Source organism: Halopseudomonas sp. (assembly GCF_047631575.1).
Taxonomy (GTDB): domain Bacteria; phylum Pseudomonadota; class Gammaproteobacteria; order Pseudomonadales; family Pseudomonadaceae; genus Halopseudomonas.
Genome location: NZ_JBLIAB010000002.1, coordinates 420134 through 442838 on the forward strand (window position 1 = coordinate 420134; position 22705 = coordinate 442838).

Consider the following 22705-nt stretch of genomic DNA (forward strand, 5'->3'; position numbering starts at 1 on the left):
TCAAGTTGGCGCAACAATCTACCTTTTGTCCTTGCCGTGCGCAATGGTACAGGGCCACAGGCCCTTTTTTTGATAACGTTACGGCATGGAAGTATAACCAAATAAAAGAGGATGGACTAAGGCGGCTTTGTTAGACTTCCCGCAACAACGACCGCAGGCCACTTCAAGCGGCCAGCCACGGAGAGCCTGATGCCTAACGCACCTTTTAACGTAGAGACACTGGCGCACGAGTACGCTGGCAAATCGCCCCAGCAGATACTGCAGCTGGCTCTTGATCACTTTCAGGACCTCTGGTTGTCCTTCAGTGGCGCTGACGATATTGTCCTGCTCGACATGGCCTGGAAGTTAAACCCCGATATCCGGGTGTTCACGCTGGATACAGGTCGTCTGCATCCTGAGACCTATCGCTTTCTCGAGCAGGTACGTACACATTATGGCATACAGATCGAGGTGCTCTCCCCCGACCACCAGGCGCTGGAAGCCTATGTAAAGGAAAAGGGCTTGTTCGACTTCTACGAGAGCGGCCATGGCGAGTGCTGCGGCATTCGCAAGATTGCACCTTTACGCCGTAAGCTCTCTAACGTCGACGCCTGGCTCACCGGGCAACGCAAGGACCAGAGTCCAACCCGCAGCAATGTACCTGTGATTGAAGTCGACAGCGCGTTCAGCACGCCAGAGCGCTCATTAATCAAGTTCAATCCGTTGGCAAATTTCACCAGCGAGGATGTGTGGAACTACATCCGCATGCTGGAAATCCCTTATAACAGCCTGCATGAGCGAGGCTTCGTCAGCATTGGTTGCGAGCCCTGCACTCGACCGACACTGCCCAACCAGCATGAACGCGAGGGTCGCTGGTGGTGGGAAGAGGCAACACAAAAAGAATGCGGCCTGCATGGCGGCAACCTGATCGTCAAGGGTTAAGGCCCCTCCCGCTGGCGTGGCGACAAACCAGAGCCGCCGCTCAGGCTCGATCAGTGCTCGGGTAACGTCACATCGGCGAACAACTCATCCAGCTCGGGCTTGCTGTGACATAACAATGCCTGGTCGACACGCTCTCTAGTCAGGTGGGGTGCAAATGCCTCGACAAAGGCATACATGAATCCCCGCAGGAAGGTGCCACGACGAAAGCCGATTTTGGTCACACTGGCTTCAAACAAATGGCTTGCATCGATCATCACCAGATCATCATCAGCCACCGGATCGACTGCCATTTTCGCCACGATGCCAACCCCCAAACCTAGGCGGACATAGGTTTTCAGAACATCTGCGTCCGCCGCGGTAAATACCACCCGGGGACTTAATCCTCTGTCGCTAAACGCTTCGTCCAGTTTTGAGCGCCCGGTAAAGCCAAACACGTAGGTTACCAATGGGTAGTCGGCCAGCGCTTCAAGTGTCAGCGGGCCGACCTTGGTCAAGGGATGCCCCTTGGGGACAATGACGCAACGGTTCCAACGATAACACGGCATCATGACCATATCCGAGAACAGCTCAAGGGCCTCGGTGGCAATGGCAAAATCAGCCGTACCGTTTACCGTCATCTCGCAGATCTGGATCGGCGTACCCTGATGCATGTGCAGCGACACATCCGGATAGCCCTTGATAAAGCGGCTGATGATGGGTGGTAATGCATAGCGGGCCTGAGTATGGGTAGTGGCGATTGTCAGATTACCCTTTCGCTCGTTGCTGAATTCCTGAGCAATCTGTTTGATGCTGTCGACCTTGCGCAGAATCTCCCCGGCAGTCTGGATAATTCGCTCGCCAGCCGGCGTAATACGGGTCAGATGTTTTCCACTTCGCGAAAATACTTCGACGCCTAGCTCGTCTTCCAATAACCGGATCTGCTTACTGATGCCCGGCTGTGATGTGTAAAGACTTTGCGCCGTAGCGGATACGTTCAAATCATGATGTGCCACTTCCCATATATAGCGAAGTTGCTGCAGCTTCATCGTTCAACCCTCTGTCATATCCGCCGGTGATCCAGCATGCGCTGTGAGCCGTCTTGTGTACGCACTGCTCTTTATAACCATATTAGCGCGTTATGACCTCAGGTTAGACCATTTAAAGCGGGAAGTAAGGCTCAGTTTGAAAAAAAACGATAGTCAGGCCAAGACGCCCTATTTTGAGGCCCGGTTGCTGATCCCGTGGGGTACATGCCCTGTCGGAACGACACCCACGGCACTCAGACAGTGACCCTCCTGATCATCGAAAAAAAGATCCGCGCCAAAAGCCCGCAGAAACTCGGATTTATCCAGGCCTCCAAGGAAAAGGGATTCGTCCAGGCGGATATCCCACTCGCGCAGGGTGCGGATTACGCGCTCGTGAGCCGGCGCACTCCGCGCAGTAAACAGAGCTGTTCGAATGGGACACTGACCATTGGAGAACTCGCTCTGGATGCGACTGAGCGCAGCAAGGAACCCCTTGAATGGCCCGCCACCCAGAGCGAGCCGAGCAGCAGCCTGCTCGCTGGCCTGAAATGCTTCCAGCCCGTCACGCTGAAAAATCTGCTCCGATTCATCCGAGAACAGCACAGCATCTCCATCAAAGGCAATGCGTAACTCATCACGTTCCTCACGACGATGCTTGGAGGGCAGGATAGTCGCTGCCGCGAAACCAGCTTCAAGTGTGCTGCGCACATCCTCAGCGTGGGTAGAAAGAAACACTTGGCTACCAAAGGCAGGTATGTAGGCGTAGGGACTGCGTCCGCCAGCAAAGGCGGCACGGGTAATACCCAGCCCGTAGTGCTGGATGGAGTTGAACACTCGCAATCCGGTATCGGCACTGTTGCGTGAGAGCAGTACTACTTCTACTCGGGTATCGCCTTCCAACAGACTATTGATGTTCAATAATTTCTGCACCAACACAAAGGCTTCGCCCTGCTCCAGGGGAATGTCTTCACGATCAATCTGGTATTGCCGGTAAGCTTCCAGGCCCTCCTTTTCATAGACATGATGACTGTCATCCAGATCGAAAAGGGCCCGGGAGGAGATAGCCACTACGAGTTTTTCGCCTAGCCTGACCGGCATGCCCTGCTCCTATTCGGTTGTCGTGTAGCTGTCCTGAATGAACTGCAACATATTTAACAATGCCTCGGTTCTGGGCATCTCGCAACCGGCTTCGGTGCCAAGTCGCAACGCTTCACCGTACAAACTTTCAAGCTCCATCGGACGCTTGTGCAGCCAATCATGATACATGCTCGGGTAATAATCGGGCATGTGCCGGGTCACTTTGAGCAACTTGTCGGCGTAATCCTCTGGCATGACATGCCCGCAGGCTTTAGCCGCCGCCACTACCTCCTGCATGAGATCACCGATCAGCCGACGGCTTGCCGGATTCCTCAGCAAGGCCTCGGTACCCGCATCGAGCAACACCGACACCCCATTGAAAGACGCGTTCCAAACCAGCTTCTGCCAGCGGGCCGCATCGATATTGTCCATCTCACGCGCTTCGATACCCGAGTCACGAAAGATCTTTGCGGCTTCGGCAATAATAGTTGCGGACTCTTCCTGATTGGCCAACCCCGAGTGGTAGCCAAGATCAATCAAGCCATTTGCTTGATGCTTGACCTTACCCGGGCCTTCACGGAACAGGCATACATAGCATAGCCCGCCTATCAGATGAATATGCTCGGGCAGCATTGGCCGCAGATGCGCTTCATTATTTAAACCGTTCTGGAACAGAATAACCTTGGCACCTTGCGCCGCTGCTTTAGCGATAATCGGTGCCAGATCAGCATTGCCGGTAGCCTTGGTGCCCACCAGCAACCAATCGCAGGGCGGCATGTCAGACACACTCTGATAGGCCTGGACCGGATGCAGCGTCATCTTCCCATGCACCATGCTGTCCACATTGATGCCTCGCTCCTTCACCGCCGCATACTCGCTGCGCAGTAAAAAATGCACATCATGGCCTGCTCTAGCGAGCATCACGCCATAAAATCCACCTATAGCCCCTGTCCCGATAACCCCTATGCGTGGTTTTACGCTCTGCATGGCGACCTCTCTTATTGAATTCAGTTATCCATGGTAATACCCAGCAAGGGGGGAAGACAGTCAGCAAAGCGACAAAGAGCCCAAGATTGGCCCAACACAAACCGACTCCTCTGACGATTAACAACCTTAATCAAGGCAATATGTGCCCATGGGCTAGCCTACATCGCTTTCCTTGATTAAGCTGTTGGGCTATTGATGAAGGTGGCCCGATTGGTCGCCTATATGACCGCTGGAAAAGATATGGCTGACTTACCTATTGATGACCTGAACGTTGCCTCCAATGAGGTATTGATAACCCCTGCCCAGCTCAAGGCTAAGATCCCGATGGCGGCTGCTTCCGAGGCAACTGTTACCCGGAGTCGGCAGGTAATACGCGACATTCTCGAAGGCAAGGATCACCGGATTTTTATCGTGATTGGTCCCTGCTCAATCCACGACCTAGAAGCGGCCAAGGACTACGCCGGACGCCTGAAGCAATTGGCGGAAGAAGTTGGCGATACGCTGTACCTGGTTATGCGAGTGTACTTTGAAAAGCCGCGCACCACCGTTGGCTGGAAAGGCCTGATCAACGATCCTTACCTGGATGACTCGTTCAAGATTGAAGACGGCTTGCATATTGGCCGCCAGTTGTTGAGCGATCTCACATCAATGGGCCTACCCACCGCCACCGAGGCATTGGATCCCATATCGCCGCAATACCTACAGGATCTGATTTCCTGGTCGGCGATCGGTGCGCGCACCACCGAATCCCAGACCCACCGCGAAATGTCGTCAGGTCTATCCTCCGCGGTTGGTTTCAAGAACGGCACGGACGGTGGCCTCACCGTGGCAATTAACGCCCTGCAGTCTGTATCGAGTCCGCATCGGTTTCTTGGCATCAATCAAGATGGCCAGGTATCGATCGTCACCACCAAGGGCAACCAATACGGTCACGTCGTACTACGCGGCGGTAACGGCAAGCCCAACTATGACTCGGTCAGCGTATCGCTGTGCGAGAAAGAGTTGGAAAAAGCCGGTATCGCACCAAACATCATGGTGGATTGCAGCCACGCCAACTCCAACAAGGATCCTGGCCTGCAGCCGCTGGTAATGGACAATGTCGCCAATCAGATTCTGGAAGGAAACACTTCTATCATTGGCTTGATGGTGGAAAGCCATATCGGCTGGGGCAACCAGTCAATCCCCAAGGACCTGAAAGACCTGCAATACGGCGTTTCCATCACCGATGCCTGCATCGATTGGGATACTACCGTGGCAAGCGTGCGCAGCATGCATGCCAAACTGAAAGAGATTTTGCCGGGCCGTCAGCGCACCACCAACTGACAGACCGGCCTGACTAGTCGCGAGATGTGTCGTGGCTAGTCAGTTCTTGCACTTTTATCAATCCTTTCCTGCAGTCATGGGCTTAACTGGGATACGTTGGTGAATCCTTAGATCAATACCCCAGATGGCTTTGAACACCTGCAGAAACAGGTAAAGAAACGAAATCGGCAAGATCATCGTTTTAAGTACAAACAAGGTCATGACAGTTACAATTGTGGTCGCCATGTTATTGAGGATATCCATCAGCTCCGAATAAGTACTCGGGTCGCCCAATCTGGTCACCTTTACCGCCATTGAGCTGATGCCACTGCCAAGCGTATTCCAGAATCCGCCTTTCTCCCCTTTGGCTTGCGCCAGCGCCTCGCGCTCTTGATCAATACGGCCCATGGAAAGCTTCAGGGCCTGAATCTGGCTCTTCAAGTCAGCAATACGCGCCTCAACTGAGTCCACACGCGTAATGGCGACGCGGTGAGCGGCACTGCGGTTCAAAAAATTGTAGCGCTCGCTGGCGCTGAGAGTAGATTCAAGCACTCCGAGTGACACATCCGCAGACTGTTTTTCCTGAACAAGATCTCCGAGGGTCGACTCGATCGATCCAAGCGCACTCTGGACCTCGGCGTCTTTGGCCGCAAGCTGCGCCAGACCGCTGTCATGCATCGCATCCAGCGAGGGAACTCCACCATTGGTTTGCTGGTTCATCACATCAATACTCACCGGCAACCTTTCCAGTACCGTGACGTCCCGACGCAGTTGCTCTTCCAGGAAAACCTGGTCAACCCAGCCGCTAAGCACCACCATCAGCACCACGGAAAAGCGCAGAAAAACCATAAATACGAACATCTTGAGTGACACAGCTATCAGCCGACTGTGGCTCGTGAACAGGCTCCCAATCAACAGCAGACCCACTACTGTCAACAACACTCTGAAGAATAGATCTGAGACCAGAACGAGCAGGATTTTCTGAAGTATCAATGATCCCAGAGCGAACTGCATCAACGTGCCAAATTGCTCGACCATATCGTTAAAAGGATCAAGCGCTTCCCCAGGACTGAAGCCCACCACCACCATCTGCACATCTATCGATTGGAGCACCGAAATAACGGCATTCAATGAGCGAGCCACCGCGAAGGCGACAGACGTCTGCAGCAGAGCTCCATCGACGTAAGCAACAGAATAGCGATCTATCACTCCGGTCCACGAGAGCAGAATCAGAAACACGATACCGATAACCATCAGCATTCGTTGCTGCACAGTCCCGCTCTTTTCGAAACGACCGCCCATTTCCATTATTTTTCCTACCTCATTTTCCCTGCTCTTGGCTTATAACATTCAAAGATTGAAAGATTCAGACCTGCAAGCATTGAGGGTAACGACTTGAGTGTATAGACCGACGTGAACAAATTCGAGCGCAGTTGTCAGCTTGTACCCCAGGCCATTGGAGGAAGGCGAGACACCCGTTTGGAGTTGCTGACAAGGAATTCAGGGCTGTCGAGTCCCGAGCTTCTTCTGCCGCTGCATGTAACGCTCGACATAAGAGCAGGAGGGAATCACTACATAGCCCTTGTCGTGGGCAAATTGCAGAGCATGCTCGGTAAGTTTGGCGGCCAGACCTTTACCTCGCAGCCCATTGGGAACAAAGGTGCGATAGATATCCAGCGTCTTTTTGCCCAGATCCATGTAAGCCAGGTAAGCACGGGTACCGTCGATTGTTATGAAAAACTGTTTATCGTTCGGATCATGCTGGATGTTGATGTCCTGATTCATGTCGTATGCTCCCCGGCAGCGAAAATGGCTGCAAAGCATTTTGACCCCCACCAGCTGGGAAAATTCACTGGTGAAGGTCAATCCGCATTATGCGGGCGGAGTCACTCCCACCCCCAGTGCCATCAGCAACGCTATCGATGCAAGACAGGCAATAACCGGGATGGCAACCGTGACCATGAACATATCTTTATACGCTTCGCGGTGCGTCAAGCCCATGATCATGAAGGTGGCGATCACTGCGCCACAGTGTGGCAGCGAGTCCAGGCCGCCGGAGGCAATAGCTGCGATACGGTGCAGTATTTCCGGCTCGATGCCCATCTCCAGATACTGTGGTGCGAGAGTTTGCATGAAAATCTGCAACCCGCCGGACGAAGAGCCAACGATCGCTGACACCACACTTGCAGAGGCGAATACCGATAACAAAGGCGGCAGATCAGCCGCCAGGATCCACTGCGCGAACTGACTGAACCCTGCCGTCTGGGTGACTACGCCACCAAAGCCGATCACCGCCGCCGTATTGATCAGGGGCATGATGGAATCTTCTGCACCCTGACCGAATACCTCAACTGTCTTGCGCCGCATGGATGGGAACAGTACGACACAGGTCAGCGAGCCGAGAATCAATGACATACTCGGCCAGATGATCGGTTGCGCTTGGCTGAACACTAGGAGAGAGGCAAATAGGCTATCGCTTTGCGACCAGTCGGCCATGGAAATGATCAATCGCGGTAACATGATGACGCCCAGAACAACAGCCAGCGGCACCAGGGATAACTTCCAGGAGGGTACATTTTCCATGTCCCCGGCCAGCTGCTCCATGCGTCGATCCTGAGCATTCTCCACAAACCCTTCACCATTAGCCCGAGCGATGCGCCAGGCGCGCTCGACATACAACATGCCCAGACCTGCCATGATCACTGCTGCGAACAGACCAATCCAGCCACCTGCAAACAAATCAGTACCCAGGGAGCTGGCGGAAATCACATTATGGATGGAGGGGGTACCTGGCAGCGCCGTCATCGTGAAGGTACCCGCACCAATAGAGGTCGCGGCAGCCCATAGCCGCTTGGGCAGGTTGGCCTCGCGCATCAATGTGATACCTAACGGATACATGGTAAAGACCACAACAAAGACGACTACTCCGCCGTAGGTCAACAGTGCGCAAACTACCATGCCGACCAGCAGAGTGTGCTTGACGCCAAGACTCCGCGTGATAGCCAGGGAAATACTCTTGGCCGCCTGGCTCGTTGCCATGGCCTTACCGAAAATCGCACCGCACAGAAACAAAAGGAAAAAGCGGCCGGCAAAACTAAAGGCGCCCAGTGATCCGGAGGGATAGTATTCAAGCAACGTGCGGGGAATCAGCAGACCGTTGGTAACGGCGACCACCAGTGCGCAGACAAGTGACGCAATAAAGATGTTGATGCCGCGCATGGCCATGTAGATAAGCAGCGCCAAGCCGGCCAGCAGTCCCAGATTTCCCAGATTTCCCAGCATAGGAAGCATCCCTTTGTAATTATTGATTAGCTTGCGACACGATACCTTAGCTACCCGACATTACAATATTCCAGAGCACCCGCTCCATACGCTGAATACCACTCCTGCTAAGTGCTTTATAGGCCGATTGTTTCGTTTTTCGAAGTTACTGCTAGACTAATTATGGCCAATTGGCAGAGATATACCCAATACGTACAACCCAGTAAGGGAATCCCCATGAGAAACGCATTGCAGATATCCGCGATCACATTAGCCGCATTGCTTGCCGCCGGCTGCAGCACCAATGACCAGCAGATACAACAAATGGAAGCTCGGTTGTCAGCGACGGAAACCTCTGTCGCCCGCGCTCAGGCACGTGCTGATGAAGCCTACCGTATGGCAGAAGAAGCTATGGCCGCAGCGCAGCGCGCAGACCGCAAGGCCGAGGAAGCCAACGAACGCGCTCGTCGCATGCTGGAACGAGCCAGCCGCAAGTAAAACCCCGCCGATGGCTCGACCATTTCGGCCGGTGTCGGCCGAAATGCTTGAGTCTGCTTCGGCCTTAAAGAGACTATTAATAAGCGTTTATTTGCTTACTCGGGCCGAGCCCTTGCGTTGCCTCGCCGATCAATACGGGGATCCCCTCCTCGGCAAACACGGCATCCCTAATCGCTTGCCAATTCAGCCGAATACCTACTACCGCGTCATTGCGCTGATTCAGTGCCTCCTCAATGGCTGCCTGGCGATCGAGGGTAGACGGCATGCCATCCCCGTCGAGGGGCGTGTGCACCTCGAGGTAAAGATCGCCATCATCGCTCAGACCCAGTTTGAACGGCTGGTTGACGATACGTACAGGTGTGTTGATCGGTATCTGCGGGAATAGACTGGTGATGTCTTCATTGCGCATGCGAAAACAACCGTGGCTGACGCGCATGCCAATGCCAAAATTCTTGTTGGTGCCATGAATCACGTATCCGCTCATGGCCAGATTCATCTTGAAAGGCCCCATTGGATTATCCGGACCGGGCGGCACCACTGCTGGTAGCGGATCGCCTTCGGCTGCGTGCTCCTCACGGATTGATTGGGGAGGATACCAGGAAGGATTGGCTTCCTTGCGCAGCACTCGTGTTTCCCCGATGGGCGATGACCAGCCTTCTCGCCCGATGCCAACGGGGAAGGTAAGCACCCTGCCACCTTCCGGCGGAAAGTAGTAAAGCCTATATTCTGCTAAATTGATGACAATACCGCTGCGCGGCACATCAGGCAGAACGTGCAACCCAGGCATGAGTACCTCTGTGCCCTCGCCGGGCAACCAGGGATCCATACTCGGGTTGGCCGCAATCATCTCCAGATAACCGAACCCATGTTCGCCGCCCAATCCGGCAAAGGTATCTTCATAATGGGCGGTAACGGAGTACAGCTCGCCTACCAGTTCCTGGTTTGTATATTGAAGTGGGTACTCGAATGCTGATACGGGTCCGGCAATCGATGCCAGCGCCGCGAGGATGCCCAGGCAGAATAAGTAGCCACGCTTGAAAAAACCAGGGCGCATGTCAGTACCTCTATGCAACGCCGAGATCAATCTGGCGGCGTCTGTCGTTTAGCTGCTCACCACGAGGACTGGCTGATCGGCTCGCTGTGACGCGCTGTGAGCGGGCGTTCGCCAGACACTGGGGACACAACTGCGGCATTATAGCCCGCAGCAACTCACTGAAAACTGGACGCGCGGGCAATAAGTCACCACACAGGGTGCGCTCCACCGGCACATCCAGGCGCATATTTATGTCAGTCAGATGGGTATGCCAAGGGTCGCCAACAAACAGGTCATGCTGTTCTTCGCGCTCAACCACGCACCACCGTCTGGCCATCCAGCTTACTGTCACACTTTTCTCCTGCCGTATGAGCGCCTGTAATTCAGTGCGTTTCGCGCGACGAGCGCCAGACATCGATAAGAAGCCAGGCGTTATCGAGTATGCGCTGCTGCGCCTGAGCTGTCGGATGCACACCGTCGGCCTGCATTAGACTCTGATCTGCTGTACCTGCAATACCTTCAAGTAGAAAAGGCATCAGTGGCACCTCATGCTCAGTGCTCACGTCGACAAAGACCTGGGCAAAGGCATCGGTAAAGCGTTGCCCATAGTTGGGCGGCAGACGCATACCCAACAGCAGCACATCTGCACCGCTGTTCTGTGCCTGCTCAACCATCCTCGAAAGATTCTGTTGCATATCTGTGGGCCGCATTCCGCGCAGCCCGTCATTGCCACCCAACTCAATCACTACAACCTCGGGGCTATGCCGCTCTAACAGGCGTGGCAGGCGGGCCAGCCCTCCAGCCGTGGTGTCGCCACTAACGGACGCATTGACCACCGGAATGGACTCGCCTTCTGCCGCCAGACGCTGTTCTAGCAGCGCCACCCAGCCATCAGCGATATCCATACCGAAAGCGGCGCTGATACTATCTCCCACTATCAGTATTCCCTGGGCATTTGCAGATCCTGCCAGCATGCATAAAGTCGCGATTACCAGGTATTTTTTTAAGACCCTCATCAAAAGGCATATTCCATGTCAGACAACGTGATCGTTGCCAGTTACCTTAGCAAAGTCGTTCGCAGCCCGGAAGCGACATTGACCATCCTAGACGATGTCAGTCTGGAAATCGCACGAGGAAGTAGCGTAGCCATTGTCGGCGCTTCCGGTTCGGGTAAATCAACCTTGCTGAGTCTGCTCGCAGGTCTCGATCTGCCAAGCAGTGGCGAAGTACATCTGGCCGGGAAAAATCTGAGTGCCTTGGATGAAGACCAGCGCGCCAAGCTGCGCGCAGATCATGTCGGCTTCGTGTTTCAGTCTTTCCAACTGCTTGACAGTCTTACCGCGCTGGAAAATGTCATGCTGCCCCTCGAACTGCACGGCCGGCGCGACGCCCGACAGCGTGCTGCCCATCTGCTCGACCGCGTTGGTCTGGCGGCACGACTCACCCATTACCCGCGCCAGCTCTCCGGTGGAGAGCAACAAAGGGTGGCCATTGCCCGCGCCTTTGCCAGCGAACCGGATATTCTCTTCGCCGACGAACCCACAGGTAACCTAGACGCCGTCACCGGCCAGCACATTACCGACCTACTGTTCGAGCTGAACCGCGAGCAACACACCACACTGGTAATGGTCACCCATGACCAGCGCCTGGCCGAACGCTGCCAGAATGCACTGCAGCTGGAAGCCGGACGCCTGCTGGAGCCGGTGCAATGAAGACCGGCACCTGGTCACTGGCCACCCGCTTAATGGCACGCGAATGGCGTGCCGGCGAATTGCGCGTATTGATCATGGCACTGATTATTGCCGTGCTGGTGAGTACCGCGATCAGTTTTTTCACCGACCGTTTACAGCGCGGCATGGTCAGTCGAGCTGCGGAATTTCTCGGTGCCGACATGGTCGTTTCCTCCCGGGCACCCCTGCCTGAAACGTATCTGCAGCGCGCCCTGGAGGGCGGCCTTGCACATGTCGACATTGTCGAATTCAATAGCATGATGACCAGCGACGTGGAGATGCAGCTAGCGAGCGTCAAGGCAGTTGGTCCCGGCTATCCGCTGAGGGGTCAAATGCGCATCGCCGAACAAATGTTCGGCGCCGAACGCGTGGCTACCGGTATTCCGCTGCCCGGCGAAATATGGGTAGAGCCTCGCCTGGCCGCCCAGCTAGCCTTGGAGACAGGCGACGCCCTGGACGTCGGACGCATCAGTCTGAACATCGAATCGATGCTGACCTATGAGCCTGACCGTGCCGGTGACTTTTACAGCCTTACCCCGCGGGTGCTGATGAACCTGGCCGATCTGGACGCAACCGAGATTGTTCAGCCCGGTAGCCGCGTGCGCTACCGGCTACTACTTAGCGGATCAGAGACCGCATTACAGAGCTATACAAGTTGGCTCCGCCCTCAGCTGGAGGACAATCACCAACTGACCACGGTTGCTGACGATAACCAGCAGATTGGTAGTGCACTGGATCGTGCCGCCCAGTTTCTCGGCTTGGCCAGCATAGCCGCAGTCGTGCTCGCAGGCGTCGCTGTCGCCCTCTCGGCCAGCCGTTTTGCCACGCGACATTTCGATACCAGCGCCCTGCTGCGGTGCCTGGGTGCCAGCCGCCGCCGGGTGATGTCTATTTTCCTGATTCAACTGGCCTGCCTGGGTCTACTTGCCACTCTGATTGGTTTGGCTCTGGGCTGGGTCATGCAATGGGGGCTGGTGTATCTACTGCGCGAGCTGTTGCCCCCCAATCTCCCTGGCGTCGGGCTCAAACCCCTGGTAGTGGGGGCGGCCACCGGCCTGATTGCGCTGGCGGGCTTCGCGCTGCCACCGCTTATTCGTCTTGGCCAGGTCGCGCCGCTACGGGTACTGCGCCGGGACCTGGCACCGCTGCCCAGCAGTGGCTGGCTGATCTATGGACTCGCACTGGGCGGACTCAGCCTGTTGATGTGGCAATTCACCGGCAACCTGCGTATCACCCTGGCCGTTGTATTCGGCGGTGCTATCGCGGCGCTGCTGCTGGGACTGATAGCCTGGGCGCTGCTGCGCCTGTCCGGAAGCCGGCTGCGCAACGCCGGCCTAGCCTGGCGTCTGGGCAGCGGTCAGTTGCTCAAGCGACCAATAGCTGCCGCAGGACAGATCCTTGCCTTCGGTCTTATTCTGATGTCGATGGTGGTTGTTCTGATACTGCGTACCGAGCTCCTCGACACCTGGCAAGAACAACTGCCCGAGGACACACCCAACCATTTCGCGCTCAATATCATGCCCAATGAGCAAGCAGCGTTTTCGGCAACGCTGGAGCGTATTGGCGCAGTCAGCGCACCACTGTATCCGGTTACACCGGGGCGTCTGACGGAAATAAATGGCCAGCCGGTACGCGAGATTGTCACCAAGGATACTCAGGGAGAACGGGCAGTCAGCCGCGACCTGAGCCTGACCTGGTCAGCCAGCATGGCAGCCGACAACCAGCTACTAGCAGGCCAATGGTGGCCAGAGCCTCTGCCCGCGGATGAGCCGCTAATATCCATCGAGTCCGGCCTGGCTAGCAGTCTGGGCGTGACAGTGGGCGACGAGTTGAGCTTCGTGATCGCCGGGCAAGTACTGGATGCCCGCGTCATCAATATCCGCGAAGTCAACTGGGACAACTTCACCCCGAACTTTTACGTTATTTTCTCGCCCGGCAGCCTGGACAGCATGCCGGCCACGATATTGACCAGCTTCAGCTTGCCGACCGAGAAAAGGGCGGAACTGCGCGAATTGGCACAGGCCTTCCCCGCCATGACTCTTCTCGAAGTCGAAGCCTTGCTCAAGCAAATCCGCGACATCCTCGCTCAGGTCACCCTGGCGGTCGAGTACGTTATGGTCTTTGTACTACTGGCTGGTTTCACGGTGCTCTTTGCCGCCTTACAGTCAACCCTCGACAACCGTCTGTATGAAGGCGCTTTACTGCGCACGCTGGGGGCGCGCAAGGCATTGCTACGTCAAGCCAATCGACTGGAGTTTGCGCTGTTGGGCACCCTGGCCGGCGTCATGGCTATCGTCGCGGCTGAGCTGATCACCTGGTTACTCTATCGTTTCGCGCTAAACCTTGAATGGTCACCGCATTACCTTCTCTGGATAGGGGTACCGCTGACCGGTGCAGTATTGATCGGCGTCGCCGGTGCCTTGGGTACACGAGCGGTGGTACGTGAAAGTCCCATGCGTCTGATCAATCGTGGCAGCTGAATAGGCAGCAGGCCAAGGGTGGCTAGCCTAAACAATATACTCGATCTGTTTGATCCACCAGCCCATCTCTCCCTCGGGGGTGGTGACGACGGCCTCATCGCCGACTGACTTACCCAGCAGTGCTCGAGCCATGGGCGAATCGATGGAGATGTAGTCCTTGCGGTCGAAAATCTCATCGTAGCCAACGATCCGAAACCGCCGATTATTACCCTCATCGCTTTCCACAATGACCCAGGCGCCAAAGAACACGCGTCCTTCCTGCTCGGATCGATGCTCGACCACCTTCAGATCCTCGATGCGTTTGCGCAGGTAGCGTACTCTCCGGTCGATTTCACGTAGCAGCTTTTTGTTGTACTGGTAGTCCGCGTTTTCACTGCGATCACCTAGAGAAGCCGCCCAGGTAACCTTGCGCGTGGTATCAGGTCTTTTCTCGCGCCACAGATAATCCAGCTCCTGTTTCAGCTGCTCGTAGCCTTCCAGCGTTATCAATCGTGTTGTCACTGTTTCGCTCTCTGTTCTTCCGGCGCTTAGCCAGTGGCTGCCGCACTAAAAAAGGGATTTTTTGTATTTCTCGCACCTTAGTGGACCCAATTTCCAGCAGAGCCGCTTTACAAAAACATCGTGTTCAGCGATTACCTCAGGGCAAATCACGTTCTGACAAAACCACCCATGCAACCGCAATACGGGGTTTAAAACGGATCCGCTCTCCAGTCTGAGCAGAGCATCCGCCGTCTTCTTGATCAAGTGGCATATAAATTGCTTAACATGTTATGTAATCCGGCCTGACGTACAGCTGGACAATCCTGGCGGTCAATGACGGCCTCTTCCGGGACAGGTGATCCCGGCAACGTTGCCAGGCACTCACCCACTGTAAACAACCTATGAATATCAGGCAAAGGCGCCTGGAGCTGATAATCAGCTCCAGGCGCCTTTTTTGTTTTGGGCCATTGCCGACGGCAACGGCTGCGACGGAGGAACAGCTATGAGCTCTATCACCCATCAGGCCAGCAAAGAGATTCTGGTCATTATCGGCAACGGCATGGTAGGCCATCATTGCGTCGAACAGTTAATTGCGCGTGGCGCGCTCGCCCGTTGCGACATCCATGTGTTTGGTGAAGAGCGCCAACGGGCGTATGACCGAGTGCATCTTTCCGAATACTTTGGCGGACGTGATGCCGAATCACTCGCCCTCAGCAATGCAGAACTGTATGCCACCAATGGGGTGCAACTGCATCTCGGTGTTCAGGTGCTAGACATTGATCGCGGGCGCAGGGAAGTTATTACCGGCAACGGTCGCCAACCCTATGATCGGCTGATAATGGCAACTGGCTCCTATCCGTTCGTACCGCCGATTACAGGTGCTGAAGGCAATTCACGGCTAGTCTACCGAACGCTGGACGACCTGGATGCCATCCGTGAGGCAGCAACCGGCTCGCGCCGAGGCGTAGTTGTCGGTGGTGGCCTGCTTGGCCTGGAGGCTGCTAATGCACTCAAGTCCCTGGGTCTCGAAGCTCACGTTGTAGAGTTTGCCCCGCGGCTGATGCCCGTGCAGCTCGATGATGAGGGCGGCGCTGCCTTGCGTGCGCAGATCGAGGCGCTGGGCGTTGGCGTACACCTGGGCTGTGCCACCGAAGAGATCGTCGTCGGCCAGGACTACCGTTACCGGATGAACTTCAAGGGCGGCGAGTACCTAGAAACCGACCTGATCGTCTTTTCGGCGGGCATTCGCCCGCAGGATGCCCTCGGCCGCAGCACCGGGCTGGAACTAGGGCCACGAGGCGGCATTGCAATTGACGACGATTATCGGACAAGTGATCCGGTCATCTTTGCCATTGGCGAATGCGCTGCCTGGAATGGTACCTGCTTCGGTCTGGTAGCCCCCGGCTACAGCATGGCGCGCAACCTCGCGCTGCAGCTCACTGACGAGCCACACGAATCGTTCACCGGCGCCGACATGTCAACCAAGCTCAAGCTACTGGGTATCGACGTGGGATCAATCGGCGACGCCCAAGGCGCTACCGAAGGATCCAAGAGCTATCGATTTATCGATGAAGCCAATGCTAGCTACCGTCGTCTGGTGGTCTCTGCCGACGGCAAAAAAGTACTTGGTGCCGTTCTGGTCGGCGATAACAGCTATTACGACACGCTGCTGCAATATGCCCAGAATGCTATCGACCTGCCCAAGGACCCTGCCGGTCTGATCCTGCCGCTGTCCGACGGCACGCCCTCACTAGGCGCTGATGCCCTGCCCGATACCGCGACAATCTGCTCCTGCCACAACGTCAGCAAGGGTGCCATCTGCTGCTCGGTTGATGCCGGCTGCACCGATCTTGGTGATCTGAAAGTGACGACCAAAGCCGGAACGGGCTGCGGTGGCTGCAGTGCGTTACTCAAGCAGGTTTTCGAGTACGAACTCAGTGCGCGCGGCGTCGAAGTGGACAAGAGCCTGTGCGAGCACTTCGCGCATACCCGCCAGGAGTTGTATGCGATCGTCAGAGTCGAGGGCATCACCCATTTTGATGAACTGCTGACTCGCCACGGCCGCAGCCACACCGGCTGTGACATCTGCAAGCCGGCAGTCGGTTCGATCCTCGCGTCCTGCTGGAACCAGCCAATCACCGATCCACTATTGGTGCCGTTACAGGACACCAATGACACCTTCATGGCGAATATGCAGAAGAACGGCACCTACTCGGTGGTACCCCGGATCGCCGGAGGTGAGATTACCCCCGATAAACTTATTGCGATGGGCGTCGTGGCGAAAAAGTACGACCTGTACACCAAGATCACCGGCGGTCAGCGCATCGACCTCTTTGGTGCCCAACTGCATCAGCTGCCGGATATCTGGGCTGAACTGATCGATGCCGGCTTCGAGACCGGTCACGCCTACGGCAAATCCCTGCGCACGGTCAAATCCTGTGTCGGCAGTACCTGGTGTCGCTACGGCGTGCAGGACAGTGTCGGCATGGCCATTGTGCTGGAAGACCGTTACAAGGGCTTGCGCTCTCCGCACAAGATCAAGTTCGGCGTATCCGGCTGTACCCGCGAATGTGCTGAAGCGCAAAGCAAGGATGTCGGCGTCATCGCCACCGAAAATGGTTGGAATCTGTATGTGTCTGGTAATGGCGGCATGCGTCCGCGCCACGCAGAACTCTTTGCCACCGATCTGGACGACGCCACCCTGATCCGCTACATCGACCGATTCCTGATGTTCTATGTGCGCACCGCCGATCGCCTGCAGCGTACCTCGGTCTGGCGCGAGAGTCTGGAAGGCGGCCTCGATTACCTCAAAGATGTGATCATCGATGACAGCCTCGGGCTGGCCGACGAACTCGAGGCGCAGATGCAGCTGGTGATTGATCGCTACGAATGCGAGTGGGCCAATGCTCTCAAGGATCCAGAGAAACTCAAGCGCTTCCGTACTTTCGTCAACGACGAGCGCAGCGACCCGGACATCCACTTCGTCAAGGAAAGAGGCCAGAACCGACCGGCCAAGACTTCCGAACTCCACCTGATACCTGTCGCCGAGGAGGCAGTCTGATGACTCACACCAATGTCGCCCGTACCGAAAAATCCGGAGCCGTGCCGACCGAACAATGGAAGCCCATCTGTCAACGCCAGGACCTGGTTGCCAACTCCGGTGTAGTGGTCTGGCTGGACAACACTCAGGTTGCCCTTTTTCATCTACCTCAAACCGAGGATGGGGAAAAAGTTTTTGCCCTGCAAAACCATGATCCCAAGTCCGGCGCCAACGTCATAGGTCGCGGCATCATCGGCCACCTCAAGGGTGGTTTGGTCATTGCCTCACCACTGTACAAGCAGCACTACCGGCTGGATAACGGAACCTGCCTGGAATATCCAGACCAGCAACTACGTCATTGGCCCGCGCGCCTCAACGGTGAGGTTGTCGAAATTCAGACCGCGCCCTGACAGGCTCCATTTTCAGCTTGCTCATACAACCAGAGAGAAACATTCATGTCCTATCTAGTTCCCTCCGAGTTCGTCACCAAGATGATTGATGCTGGCGAATCGAAAGTATTCATGGCGCCACGCGACGCGCTTATCCGCGCCTTCATGGCCGGGGCCATTCTCGCGATTGCGGCGGTGTTCGCCGTGACGGTCACCGTACAGACCGGCTATCCCATTATCGGTGCCATTCTGTTCCCGGTGGGTTTTTGCATTCTGTACCTGATGGGTTTCGATCTGCTGACCGGCGTATTCGTTCTGACACCTTTGGCGCTATTCGACAAACGGCCTGGGGTCACTGTGAGCGGAGTTTTGAAGAACTGGGGTCTGGTATTTACCGGCAACTTCGCCGGCGCCATCACCGTGGCCTTTCTGATGGCCATTGTGTTCACCTATGGATTCACTCAGGAGCCGGATGCCGTCGGCAAGATCATCGGCGATATTGGTGAAGGCCGCACTGTTGGCTACAAGGATCACGGCGCCGGCGGCATGCTAACGATCTTTATCCGCGGCGTGCTGTGCAACTGGATGGTTTCACTGGGCGTGGTTGGCGCAATGATATCGACTACCGTCAGCGGCAAGGTCATCGCTATGTGGATGCCGATCATGCTGTTCTTTGGCATGGGTTTCGAGCACTCGGTGGTTAACATGTTTCTGTTCCCATCCGGTCTGATGCTGGGTGGCAACTTCTCGATCATGGACTATCTGATCTGGAACGAATTGCCGGTCGTGATCGGCAACCTGATCGGAGGCCTGTCGCTTACCGGACTGACCCTTTACGCCACCCATATTCGCACTGGCGCCAAGCGTCTGCCTGCCTGACATAACCCACCCCGTCCTATTACGGCCGGGACTTGCCGTACAGGACATCATGATCAGCCAACTGACCATCTCATCAGGACAGTGTTCCGACAAGGGCCGGAAAACCATCAACCAGGACTTTCACGGCATCCGCGTTCCCCGTGAACCCCAGCTCGGCACCAAGGGCATTGCGATCGCCCTGGCCGATGGCATCAGCAGCAGCCAGGTAAGTCAGATTGCCAGCCAAACCGCCGTTGCGAGCTTTCTGGAAGACTATTTCTGCACCTCCGATGCCTGGTCGGTCAAGAGGTCCGCCCAGCGTGTGTTGATGGCTACTAATTCCTGGCTGTATTCCCAAACGCGCCAGAGCCAGTACCGCTATGATCGAGAAAAGGGTTACGTGTGTACACTCAGCGCCCTGGTCATCAAGTCGACCACCGCGCACTTGTTTCATATCGGCGATGCCCGCATCCATCACCTGCGTAACGGCAGCATGGAGCAACTGACTGATGATCACCGAATATGGATAGCCCAGGACCAAAGTCATCTGAGCCGGGCTTTGGGTATCGATTCGCATCTTGAGATCGATTACCGCGCGTTACAGTTGGAGCAGGGGGATATTTTCGTCCTGACCACCGACGGCATCCATGAACACGTGCGCACTGCACGCATGACTGAGCTGATCGTGGAAAACGCTGACGACCTTGATCTCGCCGCTCGCGCAATACTCACCGACGCCTTCAACCGGGGCAGCGATGACAACCTGACAGTTCAAATCGTTCGCATCGACAGTCTACCCATACGCGATATCAATGAAGTCTTCCAGCAACTGGCCGATCTACCCTTCCCTCCCGTTTTGGGTCCGCGGATGCTCCTTGACGGATTTACTGTCATCCGCGAGTTACATGCCAGCCATAGAAGTCATGTCTATCTGGTTCAAGATAATGAATCTGGCCAACACATGGCTCTCAAAGCGCCAGCCATCGACATGCAGCACGACCAGGGTTATCTGGAACGGTTCCTAATGGAAGAGTGGGTTGCGCGCCGGATTGACAGCGGGCATATCATCAAAGCCATAACGCCCTCTCGCAAACGCCGGGCCTTGTATACCCTGACGGAATACGTCAAAGGCCAAACACTCGCTCAATGGATGATCGATAATCCCCATCCCGACCTCGCGAGTATCCGCGCCATTGTTGAGCAGATTGCCCGAGGGCTCCGTGCCTTTCACCGATTAGAGATGCTGCATCAGGATCTGCGTCCCGCCAACATCATGATCGACGGTAGCGGCACTGTTAAGATCATTGACTTCGGAGCTACACGGGTGGCCGGCGTCATGGAGAGCGTATCGCCTGGAACCTATCAGGATATTCTCGGCACCGAGCAATACACCGCGCCGGAGTATTTCCTGGGCGAGAACGGCACAGCCTGCTCAGATATTTTTTCCCTGGGCGTCATCACCTATCAGATGTTGACCGGCAAACTCCCTTACGGCGTAAAAGTTGCGCGCGCCCAAAGCCGAGCGGCGCAAAGCCGCCTAGCGTACGTCTCGGCGCTGGACGCAAAACGTGAAATACCCGTTTGGATAGATGATGTGCTGAAGAAGGCCCTGCATCCGCAACCAGACAAACGTTATCAGGAACTGTCGGAATTCACCTACGATCTGCGACACCCGAACAAGGCCTTCCTCGAACGTACCCGAGCACCGCTTCTCGAACGCAACCCTCTTTTGTTCTGGCAATCTACCTCAGCCGCTCTGGCTGCCATGGTGGCGCTGCTTATCGTCTTCTGGCCGCGTTAAAATCCTATATAAAGCTCCTCTCTACTCGACCGACCACAAGTCCTGAGTGATTAAAAGGGGTTGGTCAGAAGCATTTTGAAAAAACCAGTATCCAATGACTTATAGCTGATACAGGTTTACCATCCTGCGGTGGTCAAAAAATAATAAAAACCGAGACAATAGAATGGAAATTGCTCAGTGGACCAAGGGCAGCGAAGCCCATCCGGCGTTCAAAAGCGAGACAGCCACCCGCAATGACCAGGCCTTACGCAAACGCAGATTGGCTATGTCTTTCACGTCTTATCTTGTCTCTTTCACAGTCGTATTGTTGTTCTGCTACCACGGCTTAGTTCCTTTGACGGTGGCAAAGCAATACTTGCTTTTCAGCGTGATGATCAACAGCCTGATATGGGCGCTGATCCATTTCGACATCAATCTTAAGCTGCACGAGCCAAGCATGACCACGCTGCAGATCACACTGAGTCAATGGCCCGCATTGTGGTTGATATTCTTTCTCGAAGCCGGGCAGGCTCGAGCGATTTTCCTGCTAATGATCGCAGTACCCCTGCTTTACGGAATCCTTGCCCTTAACGTGCGCCAGTTCATCTGGGTCAGTATTCTCTTCTTTACTCAGTATGGTGTACTGCACTTGGCGCTTTGGCAGTTACGGCCCGAAGTACTGGTTACAAGTATCGAACTGGTTCAGCTGTTCGTCTTCGCCATAGTATTGGCTCAAGCAGCCCTGATAGGCGGCTTTATCAATGGCCTGCGCGGCAAACTACGTGTGCGCAATCGTGAACTGCAGTCCGCGATGGAGCGCATTCAGGAACTGGTCAACATCGACGAGCTTACCGGGATCTACAATCGCCGACGTGTCGTTCAGGCTCTCTCGGACGAATCCAACCGATGCCGACGCATACCCGGGGCTTTCAGCCTGGCCACAATGGATGTGGACCATTTCAAACAGGTCAACGATACCTACGGCCACCAAGCAGGGGATGAGATTTTAAGCAAACTGGCCAAGGCCGTAGTTGCCGATTTAAGGGCAATCGACAGCTTTGGTCGTTATGGTGGCGAGGAGTTTCTTATGGTCCTGCCACAGACAACTCTGGCCGGCGCACGTATAAAATCAGAACGATTGTGCAAAAAAATCGCGGCACTTCGATTCAATGGCTTACCCTCCGGATTCAGCATTAGCGTGTCTATTGGAGTGGCCGAACCCCATGTCGATGAAAGCACAGATGACACGCTAACGCAGGCCGATCGTGCTCTTTATACTGCCAAAGACAGCGGCAGAAACTGCGTTATCTGTTGTGATGCGTCACCATCGGACGCAGTCCCTCGTGGCCCCACCTCTGCAATCTGAATTCCTCTCCCGCCCCGGCGCTAGCTGCGTTAGACTAGGCCCATTAGCCCAGCGAGGTGCATTCATGAATACCAGCAATACGCCATCGGCTACCGCACGTTTGGACAAGATTCTGGCAGACGCGAAGCACAGCCGAGAAAGCGGTTACCGCGAAAAGGCATTGAAGATGTATCCATGGGTCTGTGGTCGCTGCGCGCGCGAATTCAGCGGCAAGCGCGTCAGCGAGTTGACCGTGCACCATCGTGATCATAACCACGACAACAACCCCCAAGACGGTTCCAACTGGGAACTGCTGTGTTTGTACTGCCACGATAACGAACATGCCCGCTATACCGACCAGCAATACTTCACAGAGGGATCGACTGCGAGCCAGCAGGGACCGCAATCCAGCCACAAAGCCTTTGCCGGACTGGCTGATCTGTTGAAGAAAAAATCCTGAGCGTCACCCCAGCCACCCACGACGATGCAATCTTCAATAAAATAGTGATGTTTGGCAGGC

At 55.5% G+C, this 22705-nt stretch carries 21 protein-coding genes; 11 read left to right on the forward strand and 10 right to left on the reverse strand.

Translation table 11 applies throughout. The features are described 5' to 3' along the window. Positions 1-189 precede the first annotated feature (189 nt). Positions 190-921: a phosphoadenylyl-sulfate reductase gene (locus tag ACJAXR_RS06000; protein ID WP_415057336.1), complete on the forward strand. Its 732-nt coding sequence runs from the start codon at positions 190-192 to the stop codon at positions 919-921. 50 nt (positions 922-971) lie between these two features. On the opposite strand, the gene cysB is transcribed toward ACJAXR_RS06000, so the two are convergent. From cysB to ACJAXR_RS06015, 3 genes are all read right to left on the reverse strand, one after another. After that, the gene (gene cysB / locus ACJAXR_RS06005; protein ID WP_415057337.1) at positions 972-1946 is read right to left on the reverse strand and encodes an HTH-type transcriptional regulator CysB; all 975 of its coding nucleotides are present in this window, start codon (positions 1944-1946) and stop codon (positions 972-974) included. A 168-nt stretch (positions 1947-2114) separates the two neighbouring features. After that, positions 2115-3023, reverse strand: coding sequence for a 5'-nucleotidase (locus tag ACJAXR_RS06010; RefSeq protein ID WP_415057338.1), 909 nt, complete (start codon positions 3021-3023; stop codon positions 2115-2117). A 9-nt stretch (positions 3024-3032) separates the two neighbouring features. Then, positions 3033-3989: a putative 2-dehydropantoate 2-reductase gene (locus ACJAXR_RS06015; RefSeq protein ID WP_415057339.1), complete on the reverse strand. Its 957-nt coding sequence runs from the start codon at positions 3987-3989 to the stop codon at positions 3033-3035. 240 nt (positions 3990-4229) lie between these two features. Here ACJAXR_RS06015 and ACJAXR_RS06020 point away from each other — a divergent pair, with 240 nt between their 5' ends. Next, positions 4230-5312, forward strand: a complete 1083-nt coding sequence (locus tag ACJAXR_RS06020; RefSeq protein ID WP_415057340.1) for a 3-deoxy-7-phosphoheptulonate synthase — start codon at positions 4230-4232, stop codon at positions 5310-5312. A 57-nt stretch (positions 5313-5369) separates the two neighbouring features. On the opposite strand, the gene ACJAXR_RS06025 is transcribed toward ACJAXR_RS06020, so the two are convergent. The 3 genes from ACJAXR_RS06025 to ACJAXR_RS06035 form a co-directional block, all read right to left on the reverse strand. Continuing rightward, on the reverse strand, positions 5370-6599 hold the full coding sequence (locus ACJAXR_RS06025) for a hypothetical protein (protein WP_415057341.1): 1230 nt from the start codon (positions 6597-6599) through the stop codon (positions 5370-5372). Positions 6600-6791: 192 nt separating this feature from the next. Next, positions 6792-7076, reverse strand: coding sequence for a GNAT family N-acetyltransferase (locus ACJAXR_RS06030; RefSeq protein ID WP_415057342.1), 285 nt, complete (start codon positions 7074-7076; stop codon positions 6792-6794). An 87-nt stretch (positions 7077-7163) separates the two neighbouring features. Next, complete coding sequence (locus tag ACJAXR_RS06035; protein WP_415057343.1) at positions 7164-8573, reverse strand: GntP family permease; 1410 nt, start codon at positions 8571-8573, stop codon at positions 7164-7166. A 216-nt stretch (positions 8574-8789) separates the two neighbouring features. Here ACJAXR_RS06035 and ACJAXR_RS06040 point away from each other — a divergent pair, with 216 nt between their 5' ends. Next, positions 8790-9050, forward strand: coding sequence for an Lpp/OprI family alanine-zipper lipoprotein (locus tag ACJAXR_RS06040; protein ID WP_415057344.1), 261 nt, complete (start codon positions 8790-8792; stop codon positions 9048-9050). A gap of 76 nt (positions 9051-9126) precedes the next feature. Here the strand turns inward: ACJAXR_RS06040 and ACJAXR_RS06045 are convergent, their stop codons facing one another. Genes ACJAXR_RS06045 through ACJAXR_RS06055 form a run of 3 tightly spaced genes read right to left on the reverse strand, consistent with a single transcriptional unit; the run spans position 9127 to position 11099 of the window. Next, complete coding sequence (locus ACJAXR_RS06045; protein ID WP_415057345.1) at positions 9127-10104, reverse strand: L,D-transpeptidase family protein; 978 nt, start codon at positions 10102-10104, stop codon at positions 9127-9129. A 10-nt stretch (positions 10105-10114) separates the two neighbouring features. After that, complete coding sequence (locus tag ACJAXR_RS06050; RefSeq protein WP_415057346.1) at positions 10115-10435, reverse strand: hypothetical protein; 321 nt, start codon at positions 10433-10435, stop codon at positions 10115-10117. 31 nt (positions 10436-10466) lie between these two features. Then, the gene (locus ACJAXR_RS06055; protein WP_415057347.1) at positions 10467-11099 is read right to left on the reverse strand and encodes an arylesterase; all 633 of its coding nucleotides are present in this window, start codon (positions 11097-11099) and stop codon (positions 10467-10469) included. Positions 11100-11114: 15 nt separating this feature from the next. Between ACJAXR_RS06055 and ACJAXR_RS06060 the strand changes: the two genes are divergently transcribed. Together ACJAXR_RS06060 and ACJAXR_RS06065 are read left to right on the forward strand one after the other, a co-directional pair. After that, positions 11115-11795: an ABC transporter ATP-binding protein gene (locus tag ACJAXR_RS06060; protein ID WP_415057348.1), complete on the forward strand. Its 681-nt coding sequence runs from the start codon at positions 11115-11117 to the stop codon at positions 11793-11795. Then, positions 11792-14293 (forward strand): ABC transporter permease, encoded by a 2502-nt coding sequence (locus ACJAXR_RS06065; protein ID WP_415057349.1) that lies wholly within the window; start codon positions 11792-11794, stop codon positions 14291-14293. Before ACJAXR_RS06060 ends, ACJAXR_RS06065 begins: the two co-directional genes overlap by 4 nt. 27 nt (positions 14294-14320) lie before the next feature. On the opposite strand, the gene greB is transcribed toward ACJAXR_RS06065, so the two are convergent. After that, a complete protein-coding gene (greB, locus tag ACJAXR_RS06070; protein ID WP_415057350.1) occupies positions 14321-14794 on the reverse strand; it encodes a transcription elongation factor GreB in 474 nt (157 codons plus the stop codon). 481 nt (positions 14795-15275) lie between these two features. Here greB and nirB point away from each other — a divergent pair, with 481 nt between their 5' ends. The 6 genes from nirB (at position 15276) to ACJAXR_RS06100 (ending at position 22645) form a co-directional block, all read left to right on the forward strand. Next, positions 15276-17834, forward strand: a complete 2559-nt coding sequence (gene nirB / locus ACJAXR_RS06075; RefSeq protein ID WP_415057351.1) for a nitrite reductase large subunit NirB — start codon at positions 15276-15278, stop codon at positions 17832-17834. Next, positions 17834-18223, forward strand: coding sequence for a nitrite reductase small subunit NirD (gene nirD, locus ACJAXR_RS06080; protein ID WP_415057352.1), 390 nt, complete (start codon positions 17834-17836; stop codon positions 18221-18223). The genes nirB and nirD overlap by 1 nt, the downstream gene beginning before the upstream one ends. A 45-nt stretch (positions 18224-18268) precedes the next feature. Continuing rightward, positions 18269-19081 carry a formate/nitrite transporter family protein gene (locus tag ACJAXR_RS06085; RefSeq protein WP_415057353.1) on the forward strand — a complete coding sequence of 271 codons (813 nt, stop codon included), beginning with the start codon at positions 18269-18271 and terminating at the stop codon, positions 19079-19081. A 49-nt stretch (positions 19082-19130) separates the two neighbouring features. After that, positions 19131-20861 carry a protein kinase domain-containing protein gene (locus tag ACJAXR_RS06090; protein ID WP_415057354.1) on the forward strand — a complete coding sequence of 577 codons (1731 nt, stop codon included), beginning with the start codon at positions 19131-19133 and terminating at the stop codon, positions 20859-20861. A 163-nt stretch (positions 20862-21024) separates the two neighbouring features. Beyond that, positions 21025-22206: a GGDEF domain-containing protein gene (locus ACJAXR_RS06095; protein ID WP_415057355.1), complete on the forward strand. Its 1182-nt coding sequence runs from the start codon at positions 21025-21027 to the stop codon at positions 22204-22206. A 64-nt stretch (positions 22207-22270) separates the two neighbouring features. After that, the gene (locus ACJAXR_RS06100; RefSeq protein WP_415057356.1) at positions 22271-22645 is read left to right on the forward strand and encodes a YajD family HNH nuclease; all 375 of its coding nucleotides are present in this window, start codon (positions 22271-22273) and stop codon (positions 22643-22645) included. The last annotated feature ends 60 nt before the right edge of the window (positions 22646-22705 follow it).

Excerpts from the sequence above, each read along its gene's own strand:
- ACJAXR_RS06055 (WP_415057347.1), bottom strand. The coding sequence starts at position 11,099 with ATGAGGGTCTTAAAAAAATACCTGGTAATCGCGACTTTATGCATGCTG.
- ACJAXR_RS06000 (WP_415057336.1), top strand. The coding sequence starts at position 190 with ATGCCTAACGCACCTTTTAACGTAGAGACACTGGCGCACGAGTACGCT.
- ACJAXR_RS06090 (WP_415057354.1), top strand. The coding sequence starts at position 19,131 with ATGATCAGCCAACTGACCATCTCATCAGGACAGTGTTCCGACAAGGGC.
- ACJAXR_RS06025 (WP_415057341.1), bottom strand. The coding sequence starts at position 6,599 with ATGGAAATGGGCGGTCGTTTCGAAAAGAGCGGGACTGTGCAGCAACGA.
- ACJAXR_RS06020 (WP_415057340.1), top strand. The coding sequence starts at position 4,230 with ATGGCTGACTTACCTATTGATGACCTGAACGTTGCCTCCAATGAGGTA.
- ACJAXR_RS06015 (WP_415057339.1), bottom strand. The coding sequence starts at position 3,989 with ATGCAGAGCGTAAAACCACGCATAGGGGTTATCGGGACAGGGGCTATA.
- ACJAXR_RS06085 (WP_415057353.1), top strand. The coding sequence starts at position 18,269 with ATGTCCTATCTAGTTCCCTCCGAGTTCGTCACCAAGATGATTGATGCT.
- ACJAXR_RS06010 (WP_415057338.1), bottom strand. The coding sequence starts at position 3,023 with ATGCCGGTCAGGCTAGGCGAAAAACTCGTAGTGGCTATCTCCTCCCGG.
- ACJAXR_RS06030 (WP_415057342.1), bottom strand. The coding sequence starts at position 7,076 with ATGAATCAGGACATCAACATCCAGCATGATCCGAACGATAAACAGTTT.
- ACJAXR_RS06100 (WP_415057356.1), top strand. The coding sequence starts at position 22,271 with ATGAATACCAGCAATACGCCATCGGCTACCGCACGTTTGGACAAGATT.
- ACJAXR_RS06060 (WP_415057348.1), top strand. The coding sequence starts at position 11,115 with ATGTCAGACAACGTGATCGTTGCCAGTTACCTTAGCAAAGTCGTTCGC.
- ACJAXR_RS06095 (WP_415057355.1), top strand. The coding sequence starts at position 21,025 with ATGGAAATTGCTCAGTGGACCAAGGGCAGCGAAGCCCATCCGGCGTTC.
- ACJAXR_RS06035 (WP_415057343.1), bottom strand. The coding sequence starts at position 8,573 with ATGCTGGGAAATCTGGGAAATCTGGGACTGCTGGCCGGCTTGGCGCTG.
- ACJAXR_RS06040 (WP_415057344.1), top strand. The coding sequence starts at position 8,790 with ATGAGAAACGCATTGCAGATATCCGCGATCACATTAGCCGCATTGCTT.
- cysB (WP_415057337.1), bottom strand. The coding sequence starts at position 1,946 with ATGAAGCTGCAGCAACTTCGCTATATATGGGAAGTGGCACATCATGAT.
- ACJAXR_RS06065 (WP_415057349.1), top strand. The coding sequence starts at position 11,792 with ATGAAGACCGGCACCTGGTCACTGGCCACCCGCTTAATGGCACGCGAA.
- ACJAXR_RS06045 (WP_415057345.1), bottom strand. The coding sequence starts at position 10,104 with ATGCGCCCTGGTTTTTTCAAGCGTGGCTACTTATTCTGCCTGGGCATC.
- nirD (WP_415057352.1), top strand. The coding sequence starts at position 17,834 with ATGACTCACACCAATGTCGCCCGTACCGAAAAATCCGGAGCCGTGCCG.
- nirB (WP_415057351.1), top strand. The coding sequence starts at position 15,276 with ATGAGCTCTATCACCCATCAGGCCAGCAAAGAGATTCTGGTCATTATC.